This is a genomic window from uncultured Rhodococcus sp. (assembly GCF_963525155.1).
Taxonomy (GTDB): domain Bacteria; phylum Actinomycetota; class Actinomycetes; order Mycobacteriales; family Mycobacteriaceae; genus Rhodococcus_F; species Rhodococcus_F qingshengii.
This window is the reverse complement of the sequence record NZ_CAURKP010000128.1, coordinates 1-15,622: the sequence shown is the minus strand read 5'-3', so window position 1 is coordinate 15,622 and position 15,622 is coordinate 1. Positions and strand designations below refer to the sequence as shown.

Here is a 15,622-nt window from a genome sequence, read left to right as displayed (position 1 = left end):
GAGCACGCCGGGTGACGTACTGCGGGCTCCGGTTGAGCAGCGCCCCACCTACATTGCAGCAACTCTGGATTCGCTCAATCAGCCGGCCGTCGAATCGCTGGTCGGTGCGGACTCCAAGTGGTCTGTTTCAGTGAACGGGTCGGCGCTGGTTGTCGACGGCCCGGTTGTCGGGGACGAGATGTCGCTTCTACGCGCGGTTGCGCCTGTCGCATGGGCTAATCCGTCGTTCCGGACCCTGGAAGCGTCGGATGCCGGCGTGGCGGATCTGTTTGCATCCTGGCTCGTCTGATCTCTCGCAAATGTGTTCGACTCGCGGGGGTGCGGGTGTATGCGTAACCGAGAGTCATGCACTAACGTTGTGCCCGATGAGCACGCCGACACCGCACCCCGGAAACACGAGTAACGGATCTCCGTTGCCCGGGCCACGCCCTTCCGTCGATCCGGAACGCATACGTTCTGACGTCGACGGTTTGCTGGCGCGCCTCGGCGGCATCGAACAGGATCCGAACGATCAGCACGGAGCAGGTGTGATTCCGCAGAAGGCACATATTTTGGAACAGGCACACGAGGTGCTCGTCCAGGCACTCGCCTCTGTGGACAGGGCTTGACGTGGCACGTAGAGCACGGGTGGACGCCGAACTTGTCCGTCGCGGACTCGCACGGTCACGAGATCATGCGCAAGAACTGATTTCCGCCGGGCGAGTTCTCATCTCGGGAGCCGTTGCGACCAAGCCTGCGACGGCGATCGAAGCCGGAACGCCACTTCGGGTCGTCGAGGTGGAGCAGGAAGTTTCGTGGGCGTCGCGGGGTGCTCACAAACTGATCGGCGCACTCGACGCCTTCGGTGCCGAAGGATTGACGGTCGAAGGTCGCCGTTGCCTCGACGCCGGCGCATCCACCGGTGGGTTCACCGATGTTCTGCTGACGCGTGGTGCGAAGGAAGTTGTCGCAGTCGACGTCGGTTATGGACAACTGGTGTGGCGCCTGCAGTCCGATGACCGGGTGCACGTCATCGACCGAACCAATGTTCGTGCAATTGATGCGGAGACCATCGGCGGAACTGTCGATCTCGTTGTCGCGGACTTGTCGTTCATTTCTCTCAAACTTGTACTCGGGGCGTTTGTCGCCTGTACTGCTGACGGCGCGGACCTGGTTCCGATGGTGAAGCCTCAGTTCGAGGTGGGCAAGGACCGCGTCGGTGCCGGTGGCGTCGTACGAGATCCGGAATTGCGAATCTCGGCTGTGCTCGACGTGTCGGAGGCTGCTGCAAAGGTAGGTCTGCGGACGTTAGGTGTTGTGGCCAGCCCATTGCCCGGTCCGTCGGGAAATGTCGAGTATTTCCTGTGGCTTCGAAAGACAGGTTCGCCCGGTGATCACGAGCCGGACACCGAGGGAATTCCTTCGGTGGAGGACATGATTCGCAAGGCTGTAGAGGAAGGGCCCCAGTGAACGCGGTCACGAACGGCGAGTCGCGCGAGATCCTTCTTGTCGCACACCCTGGTCGACGTGACATCACGGAAACCGCCAAGCGAGTCGGGAAGATTTTCGAACGGGCGGGAATCGGGCTGCGAGTCCTCGTCGACGAAGCAGACAGCTCGCGCATCGAAGCAATGACGGAACCCGCGGGCTTCTCTGCGCCGGGTCTCGACGTCACGGTTGTTCATCCCGGCCCTGATGCTGCCGTGGGATGCGAGTTGGTTCTGGTTCTCGGTGGTGACGGCACATTTCTGCGCGCCGCCGAACTCGCTCAAGAAGCGTCCATTCCGGTACTGGGCATCAACCTCGGACGGATCGGATTTCTGGCAGAGACCGAGGCCGAGCATCTCGACGAGGCTCTCGCACAGGTAGTTCGCAAGGAATATCGCGTCGAGTCCCGTATGACACTCGACGTCGTGATTCGGGTGGACGACGAGATCATCGACCGCGGGTGGGCGCTCAACGAGGCCAGCATCGAGAACCGTTCGCGTTTGGGAGTTCTCGAAGTTGTCCTCGAAGTCGACGGCCGACCGGTGTCTGCCTTCGGTTGCGACGGTGTTCTCGTGTCCACTCCTACAGGCTCGACTGCTTACGCATTTTCCGCAGGCGGCCCTGTCGTGTGGCCCGAACTCGAAGCTTTGCTCGTCGTACCCAGCAACGCGCATGCGCTGTTCGCGCGGCCGTTGGTCACCAGCCCGAATTCGATCATCGCGGTGGAGACCGTCGCCGGTAGCCACGACGGCCTGGTCTTCTGCGACGGGCGTCGTACGTTGGAACTGCCTGCCGGCGCTCGCGTCGAGATCGTTCGCGGCGCCACTCCCGTCAAGTGGGTCCGGTTGGACTCTGCGCCCTTCGCTGATCGGATGGTTCGCAAGTTCGAGCTTCCGGTTACCGGATGGCGAGGAAGGAAGCCCTAATCGTGCTCGCAGAGATCCGTATCGACAGTCTTGGTGTGATCTCCGAGGCCAGCGCCCAGTTCCACGAGGGCCTGACTGTCCTGACCGGTGAAACCGGCGCAGGTAAAACGATGGTCGTCACCAGCTTGCACCTCCTCAGCGGAGCGCGAGCCGATGCCGGTCGGGTGCGGTTGGGCGCGTCGCGAGCCGTCGTCGAAGGACGATTCATCGCCGACGACGTCTCACCGGCCACCGAGCGTGAGATCGTCCGAATCCTGGAATCGTCCGGCGCCGAGCGCGACGAGGACGGGACCATCATCGCCGTCCGGACAGTCGGCAGCGACGGCCGCTCACGGGCTCATCTCGGCGGACGAAGCGTGCCGGCGGGAGTTCTCTCCGAATTCACGGACCCACTTCTGACTGTCCACGGACAGAACGATCAGCTGCGATTGCTTCGTCCCGACCAGCAACGCAATGCGCTGGACCGCTTCGGGGACAAGGCAATCGGAACGCTGCTGACGAGGTACCGCAAACACCGTCGTGAATGGCTCGATGCTCGTTCGGAGTTGATCGAACGCACGTCGAAGGCTCGTGAACTGGCGCAAGAAGCAGATCAGTTGACCTTCGCGCTCAACGAAATCGACGGCGTGGCACCCGAGCCAGGCGAGGACACGGCAATCGTTGCCGAAGTTCGACGACTCAGTGAACTCGATTCGCTCCGCTCGGCTGCGGAAGAGGCGCACGCTGCGCTCGCCGGTAGTGACGACATGGCCAGCGGCGACGTCGGGGTCATGCCGGCGCTAGACCTGATGTCCGAAGCGCGGGCGCGTATCGAGTCGGTCACCGACGCAGATCTGGACGGCCTCGGTTCCCGGTTGGCCGACGCTATTGCCGTCGTCACCGATGTTGCCGGTGACCTGAACACCTATCTGTCCGGGCTGCCCGCAGACCCGGGTGCTCTGGACTCGCTGCTGTCGCGGCAATCGGAACTGAAGACTCTGACTCGCAAGTACGCCGCCGATGTCGACGGTGTTCTCGAATGGGCAGATACCGCTCGCGCTCGTCTGTCCAAACTCGACGTGTCGTCGGATGCGTTGTCGCTGTTGGCCAAGCAGGTCGAGGAGACGGCTGGCCTCACCGCGGAAGCCGCCACAAAGCTGAGCGCCGCCAGAGTCAAGGCAGCGGCAAAGCTCGCCAAAGCCGTCAGCGCGGAACTCGCCGGTCTGGCGATGGGACGTGCGGGCCTCGAGGTGACCGTCCGTTCTCAGCCTGCGGGCCCGCAGGACTCGGCGCCGCTCAGTGTCGGGGGAGTAGACCTTCATGCCGGGTCTGCCGGCGTCGACGAGGTGGAATTCCGTCTGTCTGCGCACAGCGGGGCACCGTCACTTCCGATCAGCAAGAGCGCTTCCGGTGGCGAGTTGTCACGCGTCATGCTGGCGCTCGAGGTTGTTCTCGCTGGTAGCGACACCGGCGCGACGATGGTTTTCGACGAAGTGGACGCGGGGGTCGGTGGCCGCGCTGCTGTCGAGATCGGCCGCCGATTGGCGAAACTTGCTCGTACGCATCAGGTTATCGTCGTCACCCACCTTCCGCAGGTTGCTGCGTTTGCCGACACCCACCTCGTGGTGGACAAGGTCGACGACAAAGGCGGCGTGGTGAGCAGTGGCGTGCGGACCTTGTCGGATTCGGATCGGGTGGTCGAATTGGCCCGTATGTTGGCAGGGCTGGACGACACCGAGACCGGTCGTGCGCACGCCGAAGAACTGCTCGAGATCGCGAATGCGGCCCGCGTCACAGATTGAAGGTTCTGTGGTGTTGGTGTGACTGATGTGGTAGTTGTCGGCGCGCCTCCACCGGTCAACGCGGTTTCAGGTTCATCATCGAAGCCATGAAGATGCCCGGATTGCTCTCACGTAACACCGAATCCTTGCCTGGGATCAGTGGCATCGCCAGGGCCGATCGGAACACGGCGAAGCTTCTACGCCGCGTCGGTCCTGGAGACATCGTGATCCTCGACGAAGTCGACATCGATCGCCGGACCGCCGATGCTCTGGTGAAAGCCGGAGTCATGGCCGTGGTCAACGCGTCGCCGTCGATTTCGGGGCGGTACCCCAACCTCGGACCGGAAGTGATCGTCGCCAACGACATCGTTCTGATCGATGCCGTAGACGGTGACGTCTTCAAGAACGTCAAGGACGGCAGCAAGATCCGCCTGCACGAGGGCGAGATCTTCAACGGCGAGAAGAGCCTCGTCAAGGGCGAAGAGCAGACCGAGGCCGAGATCTCCGATCGGATGATCGAGGCCAAGACCGGCCTGGTCGATCACCTGGAAGCGTTCTCGGGTAACACCATCGAGTTCATCCGCACCGAAAGTCCTTTGCTGATCGACGGAATCGGTGTTCCGGACATCGACATCGACTTGAAGGATCGCCACGTCGTGGTCGTCTCCGACGGACCCGAACACGAGGCCGATCTGAAGAACCTCAAGCCCTTCATCAAGGAGTATTCGCCGATCCTGATCGGTGTCGGCGCAGGTGCGGACGTGTTGAGCAAGGCTGGATACCGCCCCGATCTGATCGTGGGCGACCCGGAAGAGATCACCAGTTCCACCCTCAAGTCCGGCGCGGAAGTTGTACTGCCCGCAGACCAGGACGGTCATGCGGCGGGGCTTTCCCGAATCCAGGATCTCGGTATCGGGGCGATGACGTTCCCGGCGACCTGCTCACCGACCGACCTTGCGTTGCTGCTCGCCGATCACCACGGAGCTTCACTGATCGTGACGGTCGGCAACGTGGTGTCCTTGGACGAGTTCTTCGACCGTGGGCGTCGTGAAAGCAATCCGTCGGCGTTCATGACACGGCTCAAGGTGGGACCGAAACTGGTCGACGCCAAGGCTGTGGCAACGCTGTATCGAAGTCGAGTGTCCGGCGGCGCGATCGCGCTCCTGGTGCTCGCCGCCCTGGTGGCAGTGATCGTCGCCCTGGTCGTGTCCAATGCCGGTAGTGAAGTTCTCGACTGGGCAATCGCAACGTGGAACAGCTTCGCGCTGTGGGTTCAGGGGCTCTTCAAGTGATTTCGATGCGTCAACATGCAATTTCCATAGCGGCAATCTTCCTGGCACTCGCGATCGGCGTGGTGCTCGGTTCCGGAATGCTGTCCAGTGGATTGCTTTCGGGTCTGCGCGACGACAAGGCGGACCTGCAGAACGAGATCGAAGACCTCAATCAACAGTCCAATCAGCTTCAGCAGCAACTCAATTCCGCGGACGGCTTCGATGCCGCTGTCGGCGGTCGCGTCGTGCGTGACAGTCTCGCTGGTCGCACCGTCGTCGTCATCACGGCACCGGACGCGGATCCCAGTGATCTCGACGGTGTCAACCGACTCGTCACTGCCGCCGGCGGCGCCGTGACCGGACGCGTCTCGCTCACCGATTCGTTTGTCGACGCCACCGGCGGTGACCGTTTGCGGACCGTCGTCACCAATGTCATCCCTGCGGGGATCACCCTCAAGACCGGTGCGGTCGATCAGGGCAGTCTCGCAGGTGATCTGCTCGGTTCGGTTCTGCTTCTCAACGGGCAGAACAGCGAACCGCAGAGCACTCCGGACGAGATGAATCTCGCGCTCGACTCGCTGCGTAGCGCCGGTTTCATCAGCTACGACGACGGAGCGGTCAAACCGGCTCAGCTCGCCGTGGTTCTCACCGGCGACAACAAGAGTGAATCCGACGCAGCCACGGGTAACCGCGGCGCAGTCATCGCCCGGTTTGCCGGTGCTCTCGACGGACGCGGCGCAGGAACGATTCTCGCGGGCCGGCCTGGCTCGGCCGAGGGTAGTGGTCCGGTTGCCGTCGCACGTGCGGACGCGGCGCTCTCAGCGGGCTTGACGACCATCGACAACATCGACCGGGAATCGGGCAAGATCACGACGCCGTTGGCACTTCAGGAACAGTTGAACGGCGGCGCCGGCCGCTACGGCACGGGACCGGGAGCGGCGGCGGTCACCGTCGGCGCACCCACCAACTGAACACCCCGGTATTGATACGCCGGTCACATCGGGGCCGGAAAGTCGGCGCGTTGTAGGCACCGACCCCCGATAGGTGTTACCGTGAAATCCCGTGGGTCGGCAGGCCCCAGCATGCTTCATCAGACCAAGCCCTGCACAGTCGTCACGGGAGCCCCTTTGCCACAGTCACGCACTAACACGCGTACCGCCACCAAGCACATCTTCGTCAGCGGAGGTGTAGCTTCCTCGCTCGGCAAAGGTTTGACCGCCTCGAGCCTGGGACAGTTGTTGACCGCGCGGGGAATGCGCGTGACCATGCAGAAGCTCGATCCCTATCTCAATGTGGATCCGGGCACCATGAACCCCTTCCAGCACGGCGAGGTCTTCGTCACCGAGGACGGTGCCGAGACCGACCTCGATGTCGGGCACTACGAGCGGTTCCTCGACCGTGACCTATCCGGTCAGGCGAACGTCACCACCGGCCAGGTGTACTCGACGGTCATCGCCAAGGAACGCCGCGGCGAGTACCTCGGTGACACCGTTCAGGTCATCCCGCACATCACCGACGAGATCAAGCGTCGCATCCTCGAGATGAGCGGTCCGGATCTGCAGGGACACCGCCCGGATGTCGTGATCACCGAAATCGGTGGAACCGTCGGCGACATCGAATCGCAGCCCTTCCTCGAAGCCGCTCGCCAGGTCCGCCACGACGTCGGCCGCGACAACGTCTTCTTCCTGCACGTCTCCCTCGTGCCGTACCTCGGCCCTTCCGGAGAACTCAAGACCAAGCCCACGCAGCACTCGGTTGCGTCGTTGCGCAGCATCGGCATTCAGCCCGACGCGCTGATCCTTCGTTGCGATCGTGACGTTCCGCAGGGCCTCAAGAACAAGATCGCGCTGATGTGCGACGTGGACGTCGACGCCTGCATCTCGACGCCCGACGCTCCCTCGATCTACGACATCCCGAAGGTTCTGCACCGTGAGGGCCTCGACGCTTACGTCGTTCGCCAGCTCGGTCTCCCGTTCCGCGACGTCGACTGGACCGTGTGGGGCAACCTCCTCGATCGTGTTCACCAGCCGCGTGAGACCGTGCGGGTCGCGTTGGTCGGCAAGTACGTCGACCTGCCCGACGCATACCTATCCGTCACCGAGGCACTGCGCGCCGGTGGATTCGCGAACCGGTCCAAGGTCGAGATCTCCTGGGTCCCGTCGGACGCCTGTGAGACCGAAGCCGGAGCGCAGGCCGCTCTCGGTGACGTCGACGGTGTTCTGATCCCCGGCGGCTTCGGCATCCGCGGCATCGAAGGCAAGCTCGGCGCGATCCGTTTCGCACGTTCGCGCAAGCTGCCGCTGCTGGGTCTGTGCCTGGGTCTGCAGTGCGTCGTCATCGAAGCTGCTCGTAGCGTCGGCCTCGACGATGCCAACTCGGCCGAATTCGAGCCGGACACCAAGCATCCGGTCATCTCCACGATGGCTGATCAGGAAGACGTCATTGCCGGTGACGCCGACCTCGGTGGCACCATGCGTCTGGGTGCTTACCCGGCCGTGCTGACCAAGGGTTCCGTCGTCGCTCAGGCCTACGGAACCGAGGACGTCTCCGAGCGTCACCGTCACCGCTACGAGGTCAACAACACCTACCGCGACCGGATTGCCAAGTCCGGCTTGCAGTTCAGCGGAACTTCACCGGACGGCCACCTGGTCGAGTTCGTCGAGTACCCGCGTGAGCAGCATCCGTTCTTCGTTGCCACCCAGGCACACCCGGAGCTCAAGAGCCGCCCGACACGCCCGCATCCGCTGTTCGCCGCCTTCGTCGAAGCAGCGTTGACGTACAAGCTCGAAGAGCGCCTGCCCGTCGACGTCCACGGTGACGAGAAGATCGACACCGCCGCCACCGAGACGGCGCTCGACGCTGCAGTCGAGAACGTGGAAAAGGTCTAGCCACACATGAGCGATCCCGGTCGGCACGAATTCGACACCCTCGGCTCCAAGACGGTCTACACCGGCGCGATCATCGCGTTGCGCGTCGACACCGTTGCGATGCCTGGTGGTCAGCGTGCCGATCGGGAAGTCGTCGAACACCACGGCGCCGTTGCCGTCGTGGCACTGGACGAGCACGACAACCTGGTGCTGATTCACCAGTACCGTCACCCGCTCGGGCACCGGTTGTGGGAAATCCCTGCCGGTCTGCTCGACGCTGCGGGGGAGAGCCCGGTCGAGGCGGCAGCGCGCGAGCTGGGCGAAGAAACCGGACTCGGCGCCGATCGGTGGTCGGTGCTGGTCGATGTCGCTCTCTCACCCGGGTTCACGGACGAGGCGGTTCGCGTCTTCCTCGCCGAGGGGTTGCACGAGGTGGAGCGCGACGATCCCGAACACGAAGAAGCCGATCTCGAGATTTCGCGGGTTCCGCTCGCCGACGCCGTCGACATGGCGCTACGCGGCGACATCGTCAATGCCACAGCGGTATCAGGCATTCTCGCGATCGCCACCGCACGCGCGACGGGAAAGCCGCTACGCCCCGCCGACGCACCGTGGCCCGATCGTCCTCGCGCATTCGGAGAACGCAAGTCGCGAGCCTGAAGTGCTTGCCCGACAGGTGGACTCGTATCTCGACCATCTAGCGGTCGAGCGAGGATCTGCGCGCAATACGCTACTTTCCTATCGCCGCGACCTGAATCGGTACGCGGAGTACCTGCACGGACGCGGCATCGACGACGTCGCGGGCGTGACGGAGAACGACGTCACCGAATTCGTGACACATCTGCGCCTGGGTGACAAAGATGCCGGCGTCGTACCGTTGGCGGCCAGTTCGGCAGCACGCACCCTGATCGCGGTCCGCGGATTTCACAAGTTCTCCGCCGCCGAGGGTCTGGTCAGCGTCGACGTGGCCCGAACGGTCAAGCCGCCGACGCCCGGACGCAAGCTGCCCAAGGCTCTGCCGCTCGACGACGTGATCGCCCTGCTCGACGCTTCGGGTGGCGGTGCTGCCGGTGACGGGCCCCGCGATCTGCGGGATCGCGCTCTGCTCGAGTTCCTGTACTCGACCGGAGCGCGAATCACCGAGGCGATCGATCTGGACGTGGACGACATCGACACCGAAACCCGTTCCGTGCTGCTCAAGGGCAAGGGCGGCAAGCAGCGGATCGTCCCCGTCGGCAGGCCGGCGATCGCCGCGGTGGACGCGTATCTCGTCCGTGGGCGCCCCAGCCTGGCGACGCGCGGTGTTCCTGCCCTGTTTCTCAACGCTCGCGGGGGCCGCCTTTCGCGTCAAAGCGCGTGGCAGATTCTTCAGGATGCGGCGGCGTCTGCCGGAATCAAGGCGGACGTCTCACCCCACACGCTCAGGCACTCGTTTGCCACACACCTGCTCGACGGCGGCGCGGACGTACGCGTCGTGCAGGAACTTCTCGGTCACGCTTCGGTAACCACGACGCAGATCTACACGCTGGTCACCGTCACCGCGCTGCGCGAAGTGTGGGCTCAGGCACACCCGCGTGCCCGTTAGGGGTTGGTTGGCTCATGCGTGTCTGCGAGACCATTCGGTGATGTAAGCGGTAGCGTTCAAGGAGCGCGAGCGGCCTCCACCGCAGTTTCGGGGGTTTGCCGGCGCCGAGAGCAACCGCCGAAAGAGTAGGGGAGCATCGGACCGTGTCGACATCGCAGCCACCAGCGGCGGAGTCCGCGCCGCCGCATGTCAATGCCCAACTCTTCGAGCGCGTGAACGAGTCAGCACCAGCTGTACCCTCCGAACCAGAGGCGATGTTCGAAATAGATACGACGCCAGTAGCCTCTCCACCTGCGGAAACCCTGACCGTTTCCGCGGAAGAACTCGGCCCGACAGGCCGACCGGCCCGCGAGGTGCCGCAACCGACACCGTTGGCGCACCACGGACCCGCGATGATCATCGCGATGTGCAACCAGAAGGGCGGCGTCGGCAAGACGACGTCGACCATCAACCTGGGTGCGTCGTTGGCCGAATACGGTCGCCGAGTGCTCCTGGTGGATCTCGATCCCCAAGGCGCGTTGTCTGCCGGACTGGGCGTTCAGCATCACGATCTGGAACTGACTGTCCATAACCTTCTGGTCGAACCGCGTGTGTCCATCGACGATGTGTTGATGCGCACTCGGGTCGACGGCCTCGACCTGCTGCCCAGCAACATCGACCTTTCGGCCGCCGAGATCCAATTGGTCACCGAGGTCGGGCGTGAGCAGACCTTGGGACGCGTGTTGCACCCTGTTCTCGATCGGTACGACTACGTGCTCATCGACTGCCAGCCGTCGCTTGGCCTGCTCACGGTGAATGCACTTGCCTGCGCCGATTCGGTCATCATTCCGATGGAATGCGAGTACTTCAGCCTGCGCGGCCTGGCACTTCTCAACGACACCGTCGAAAAGGTGCACGACCGTCTCAATCCGAAGCTCGAGTTGGCCGGCATCGTCGTCACGATGTTCGACGCCCGGACCCTGCACGCTCGTGAGGTGATGGCGCGAGTCGTCGAGGTGTTCGGCGATGTCGTCTACGACACGGTGATCAACCGCACCGTCCGATTCCCCGAAACCAGCGTCGCCGGTGAGCCGATCACGACGTGGGCGCCGAAATCGGCTGGGGCCGAGGCATATCGAGCATTGGCCCGCGAGGTCATTCACCGGTCTGGTCGTTAGTGGAACTGATTGCATCGCAAGAAGATTCGGTCGAAGTCGAGCCGGATTCGATCGACCCGAACGTGCCGACCGACGCTCAGACCGCAGCCAAGGCCGCCGGTTTCCGAGTCACTCTCCGGAATTTCGAAGGCCCGTTCGATCTGCTGTTGAACCTGATCAATCAACGGCAGCTCGACGTCACTGAAGTCGCCCTGCACACCGTCACTGACGATTTCATCGCGTACACCAAGGAACTCGGCAGTGCGATGGGCCTCGATCAGACAACAGAGTTTCTGGTCGTCGCAGCCACTCTTCTGGACCTGAAAGCGGCAAGGCTGTTGCCCGCCGGGCAGGTCGAGGACGCGGAGGATCTGGCGCTTCTCGAAGCCCGCGACCTTCTCTTCGCGCGACTGCTGCAGTACCGGGCGTACAAACAAGTTGCGGCGCTGTTCGGTGAGTTGGAGGAAGCAGCGCTGCGGCGCTATCCGCGCTCGGTTGCCGTCGAGGATCAGTTCACCGAACTCCTGCCCGAGGTGTTGTTGGGCGTCGATCCTCAGCGTTTTGCGGAGATCGCGGCGACGGTGTTCACACCGCGTCCGGTGCCGACAGTGGGCCTAGATCACCTCCATGTGTCCAATATCTCGATACCCGAGCAGGCTGAGCGAATTCTCGAGTTGCTGCGCGAGCGAGGCATAGGGGAGTGGACACCCTTCGGGGACCTCGTTGCCGAGTGTGAGATCACCGTCGAGATAGTCGCAAGATTTCTCGCGTTGCTCGAGTTGTATCGCCGGCAGGTCATTGTGTTCGAGCAACCCGAAGCACTCGGACCGCTGATGGTGAGTTGGACCGGAGACGACCCGGCCGCGCCGGTCACAGAGGAGGACTACGGATGAACGCCGAGCCGACGGAATCAGAGTCTTCGCAGCTAGACGAGATGATCGAGCCTACCGAACACGCCTCGGAGTCCGAAGATTCCGCCCCCGATTTCGAACTCGACGACGATCAACTCGACGCAGTGCTGGAGTCGCTTCTGCTTGTCGTGGATTCGCCGGCCGAAGTGAACCAACTCGCATCTGTCACCGGAACCGCGCCGGAACGAGTCGAAGAACGCCTGACGTCGATGTCGGCCGCATTGACCGCTCGCGGCAGCGGAATGGACCTTCGCTACGCGGGCGACGGATGGCGTCTGTACACGCGACAAGAGTTTGCCCCGTACGTGGAAAAGCTGCTATTGGACGGCGCACGCACCAAATTGACCAGGGCGGCATTGGAAACTTTGGCCGTAGTCGCATACCGTCAACCGTTGACTCGTGCGCGGATCAGTGCGGTACGAGGCGTCAACGTGGACGGGGTGGTACGCACCCTCCTTGCCCGCGGACTGATCGCGGAAGCCGGGCCTGACCCGGACACCAACGCGACACGGTACTCCACGACCGAACTGTTCCTCGAACGGCTCGGCCTGGCCTCGCTCAGCGAGCTCCCGGAGTTGGCCCCGCTCTTGCCTGATGTCGATCTCATCGACGACATCAGCGAAAGCCTGGAATCCGATCCGCGATTTGCGAGAATGAACAAGGCAGACGTGCCCGCTGACGTAGTGGACACCGAAGTCGACGACTGACCGGAATTCCGGCGCTCGTCAGCACCGAGAAAGACCCGACCACGCTCGGGAAACAGTAGAAAACTGACAGGAAAAAAGTGAACAATCCCGCTCGCCGAGATGGCACACCGGACCGTCACAACTCCCGCGACAACCGCGGCGCACGCAGCGATGCCCCCCGTGGTGGTCGCAGCGACGCCCCCCGCGGCGCACGTAGCGAAGCGCCCCGTGGTGGACGCAGCAACACTTCCCGCAGTACCTCTGGATACGACCGCAACGCCGGATCCGACCGTCCCCGCACGGACGACCGTCGCGGTGGATTCAATGATGACCGTCGCCCGCCGCGCAGTGATGACCGTCGCCCGCCGCGCAGCGATGACCGTCGCCCCGCACGTACGGACGACCGTCGTGGTGGCTACAACGACGACCGTCGCGGACCGCGCACTGACGACCGCCGCGGACCCCGCAGCGATGACCGCCGTACCCCCCACGTCGACGCCCGTCGCGCACCGCGTGGCGGCGCCGACCGTCGTAGTGACGATCAGCGCGGCGCACGCCCCGACGCTCCTCGTGGCGGCGCATGGTCGAACGCACCTCGTGGATCCAAGTTCGACGGACCTCCGCGCAAGCGCCCGGCAGCTCCCACACCGCCGGCGACCAACAAGCGTGGCAAGCCGAAGACCGAGAAGCCGCAGCGTGTCGTCTCTCAGAACCCGTTGGTCTCCAACGCCAAGCCGGCGCGTCACCAGCATGCCGAGATCACCAAGCACGACGGCCCGCCGAAGGGCGACGGCGTCCGCTTGCAGAAGGTGCTGGCTCAGGCCGGCGTCGCATCACGCCGTGCAGCTGAAGAGCTGATCGACCAGGGTCGCGTCGAGGTCGACGGCCGCATCGTGGTCGAACAGGGTCTGCGTGTCGACCCCGAGAACGCAGTGGTTCGTGTCGACGGCGTCCGCGTCGTCGTGCAGAAGGACCTCGTCTACCTCGCGATGAACAAGCCGCGTGGCTGGCAGTGCACCATGTCCGACGATCTCGGTCGTCCGTGCGTCGGTGACATCGTCTCCGAGCGCGTTCAGTCGGGTCAGCGACTCTTCCACGTCGGCCGCCTCGACGCCGACACCGAAGGCTTGCTCCTCTTCACCAACGACGGCGATCTGGCTCACCGCCTGATGCACCCGTCGTTCGAGGTTCCGAAGACGTACCTCGCCACGGTTCACGGCGTTGTCGAGCGCAGCACCGGCAAGCAGTTGCGCGACGGTGTCACCCTCGACGACGGTCCGGCCAAGGTGGACGCGTTCACCGTGCTCGAGATCAACGAGGGCAAGACGCTCGTCAAGCTGGTTCTGCACGAGGGTCGTAAGCACATCGTGCGTCGCCTCCTCGATGCCGTCGGTCACCCCGTTGTCCGTCTGGTTCGCACCAACGTCGGAGTTGTCGCCCTCGGCGATCAGCGTCCGGGAACGCAGCGCGTCCTCGGACGTAGCGAGGTCGGTGGACTGTACGAGGCGGTCGGCCTGTGACCGATTCGTCCATGCCGCTGGTAGTCGCTATGGACGGACCGTCCGGAACCGGCAAGTCCAGCGTCTCTCGCGCGTTGGCGCAGCGTTTGGGTGCTCGCTACCTCGACACCGGAGCCATTTACCGGATCGCGACCCTGCACGTGCTTCGTCAGGGAATCGATCTGGCTGATTCCGCCGCGATCACCGCTGCCGTTGCGACATTGCCGTGGTCCATCGGTACCGATCCAAGCAGTGAGCAGGTGCATCTCGACGGCGCGGACGTCGGTGAGGAGATCCGCGGCGACGCGGTCACCAAGGCTGTCTCCGCGGTCTCGGCTGTGCCCGAGGTTCGCGACCTGCTGGTCGCCACTCAGCGTGAGCTGGCGGCGGGTGCGGAGCGGATCGTCGTGGAAGGTCGCGACATCGGAACCGTCGTACTCCCCGATGCAGACGTCAAGATCTTCTTGACCGCATCGGCGGAAACCCGTGCGGCACGGCGCAATACGCAGAACATCGGCCAAGGCCGTGAAGACAATTACGAAGCGGTGCTGGCTGATGTGCAGCGCCGTGACCATCTCGATTCGACTCGGGCAGTGTCGCCGTTGCGCCCTGCCGACGACTCCATTCTGGTGGATACGAGCGAATTGGGAATTGAAGATGTGATCGCCAAGTTGCTGTTGGTGGTCAGCGACAGAACTGGAGCAGTGCAGTGAGCGACGATCTGGTAACCGAATATGCCGGTGACGGAACTTGGTCCGAGGAATCGGAGTGGGATTACGCCGATCTCGAAGCGGACGGCGAAGGCGAAGCGCACATTGCCGTCCCGACCTTGGCTGTTGTCGGTCGACCGAACGTCGGCAAGTCGACGCTCGTCAACCGCATCATCGGCCGTCGTGAAGCGGTAGTCGAGGACATCCCCGGCGTTACCCGTGACCGTGTCTCGTACGAGGCGAACTGGGCCGGACGACGCTTCCTCGTCCAGGACACCGGCGGATGGGAGCCCGACGCAAAGGGTCTTCAGCAGGCCGTTGCCCGGCAGGCCGAGTTGGCCATGGGAACGGCTGACGCCATTCTCCTGGTCGTCGACGCCGTTGTCGGCGCTACGGCGACGGACGAAGCTGTGGCTCGCGTGCTTCGCCGCTCGAAGACTCCGGTCATCCTCGTTGCCAACAAGGTAGACGACGGACGCACCGAGTCCGAGGTTGCAGCGCTGTGGTCGTTGGGCCTCGGTCAGCCGTACTCCGTGAGTGCGACCCACGGCCGCGGCACCGGCGACCTGCTCGACGAGGTTCTCGAGAAGCTGCCGGAAACCCCGCGTGAAGGTATCCCCGGCGGCGGTCCGCGTCGTGTTGCTCTCGTCGGAAAGCCGAATGTCGGAAAGTCCAGCTTGCTCAACAAGCTGTCCGGTGACGAGCGGTCCGTCGTGCACAATGTTGCCGGCACCACCGTCGACCCCGTCGACTCCATCGTCGAACTCGGCGGGCGCCCTTGGCGTTTCGTCGACACGGCTGGTC

Annotated in this window: 15 protein-coding genes and 1 pseudogene; all 16 read left to right on the top strand. The window is 63.8% G+C overall.

The features are described from left to right. Positions 1 to 289: pseudogene (locus RWT78_RS21340) on the top strand (HAD family hydrolase); the annotation flags it as partial. Positions 290 to 365: 76 nt separating this feature from the next. Beyond that, positions 366 to 608, top strand: a complete 243-nt coding sequence (locus RWT78_RS21335) for a hypothetical protein (protein ID WP_003946140.1) — start codon at positions 366 to 368, stop codon at positions 606 to 608. Between the two features lies 1 nt (position 609). Then, positions 610 to 1,449 (top strand): TlyA family RNA methyltransferase, encoded by an 840-nt coding sequence (locus RWT78_RS21330; RefSeq protein ID WP_003946142.1) that lies wholly within the window; start codon positions 610 to 612, stop codon positions 1,447 to 1,449. Then, positions 1,446 to 2,393 carry an NAD kinase gene (locus tag RWT78_RS21325; protein ID WP_003946132.1) on the top strand — a complete coding sequence of 316 codons (948 nt, stop codon included), beginning with the start codon at positions 1,446 to 1,448 and terminating at the stop codon, positions 2,391 to 2,393. Before RWT78_RS21330 ends, RWT78_RS21325 begins: the two co-directional genes overlap by 4 nt. Positions 2,394 to 2,395: 2 nt before the next feature. Further along, positions 2,396 to 4,174, top strand: a complete 1,779-nt coding sequence (gene recN / locus RWT78_RS21320) for a DNA repair protein RecN (protein WP_003946143.1) — start codon at positions 2,396 to 2,398, stop codon at positions 4,172 to 4,174. A gap of 86 nt (positions 4,175 to 4,260) precedes the next feature. Next, entirely contained in the window at positions 4,261 to 5,445 is a 1,185-nt protein-coding gene (gene steA, locus RWT78_RS21315) for a putative cytokinetic ring protein SteA (protein WP_007731902.1), read from the top strand. After that, positions 5,442 to 6,395, top strand: a complete 954-nt coding sequence (locus RWT78_RS21310) for a copper transporter (RefSeq protein ID WP_019748590.1) — start codon at positions 5,442 to 5,444, stop codon at positions 6,393 to 6,395. Before steA ends, RWT78_RS21310 begins: the two co-directional genes overlap by 4 nt. 156 nt (positions 6,396 to 6,551) lie before the next feature. Then, positions 6,552 to 8,312: a CTP synthase gene (locus RWT78_RS21305; protein WP_003946139.1), complete on the top strand. Its 1,761-nt coding sequence runs from the start codon at positions 6,552 to 6,554 to the stop codon at positions 8,310 to 8,312. Between the two features lie 6 nt (positions 8,313 to 8,318). Then, a complete protein-coding gene (locus RWT78_RS21300; RefSeq protein WP_019748589.1) occupies positions 8,319 to 8,951 on the top strand; it encodes an NUDIX hydrolase in 633 nt (210 codons plus the stop codon). A 1-nt stretch (position 8,952) separates the two neighbouring features. Further along, a complete protein-coding gene (gene xerD, locus RWT78_RS21295; RefSeq protein WP_314678007.1) occupies positions 8,953 to 9,876 on the top strand; it encodes a site-specific tyrosine recombinase XerD in 924 nt (307 codons plus the stop codon). A 143-nt stretch (positions 9,877 to 10,019) separates the two neighbouring features. Then, complete coding sequence (locus RWT78_RS21290) at positions 10,020 to 11,033, top strand: ParA family protein (protein WP_158171305.1); 1,014 nt, start codon at positions 10,020 to 10,022, stop codon at positions 11,031 to 11,033. A gap of 50 nt (positions 11,034 to 11,083) precedes the next feature. Further along, positions 11,084 to 11,905, top strand: coding sequence for a ScpA family protein (locus RWT78_RS21285; RefSeq protein ID WP_046379919.1), 822 nt, complete (start codon positions 11,084 to 11,086; stop codon positions 11,903 to 11,905). 41 nt (positions 11,906 to 11,946) lie between these two features. Further along, a complete protein-coding gene (scpB, locus tag RWT78_RS21280; protein ID WP_037127047.1) occupies positions 11,947 to 12,630 on the top strand; it encodes an SMC-Scp complex subunit ScpB in 684 nt (227 codons plus the stop codon). Between the two features lie 77 nt (positions 12,631 to 12,707). Continuing rightward, a complete protein-coding gene (locus RWT78_RS21275) occupies positions 12,708 to 14,129 on the top strand; it encodes a pseudouridine synthase (RefSeq protein WP_314678004.1) in 1,422 nt (473 codons plus the stop codon). 11 nt (positions 14,130 to 14,140) lie between these two features. Then, complete coding sequence (gene cmk / locus RWT78_RS21270; protein ID WP_314678026.1) at positions 14,141 to 14,821, top strand: (d)CMP kinase; 681 nt, start codon at positions 14,141 to 14,143, stop codon at positions 14,819 to 14,821. Next, a partial coding sequence (locus tag RWT78_RS21265) for a GTPase (RefSeq protein ID WP_314678001.1) occupies positions 14,818 to 15,622 on the top strand: 805 nt, incomplete at its 3' end. The genes cmk and RWT78_RS21265, both read left to right, overlap by 4 nt.

What these genes read in the sequence shown, in the direction of transcription:
- RWT78_RS21335 (WP_003946140.1), top strand. Translation starts at nt 366, where the DNA reads ATGAGCACGCCGACACCGCACCCCGGAAACACGAGTAACGGATCTCCG.
- steA (WP_007731902.1), top strand. Translation starts at nt 4,261, where the DNA reads ATGAAGATGCCCGGATTGCTCTCACGTAACACCGAATCCTTGCCTGGG.
- scpB (WP_037127047.1), top strand. Translation starts at nt 11,947, where the DNA reads ATGATCGAGCCTACCGAACACGCCTCGGAGTCCGAAGATTCCGCCCCC.
- RWT78_RS21300 (WP_019748589.1), top strand. Translation starts at nt 8,319, where the DNA reads ATGAGCGATCCCGGTCGGCACGAATTCGACACCCTCGGCTCCAAGACG.
- cmk (WP_314678026.1), top strand. Translation starts at nt 14,141, where the DNA reads ATGCCGCTGGTAGTCGCTATGGACGGACCGTCCGGAACCGGCAAGTCC.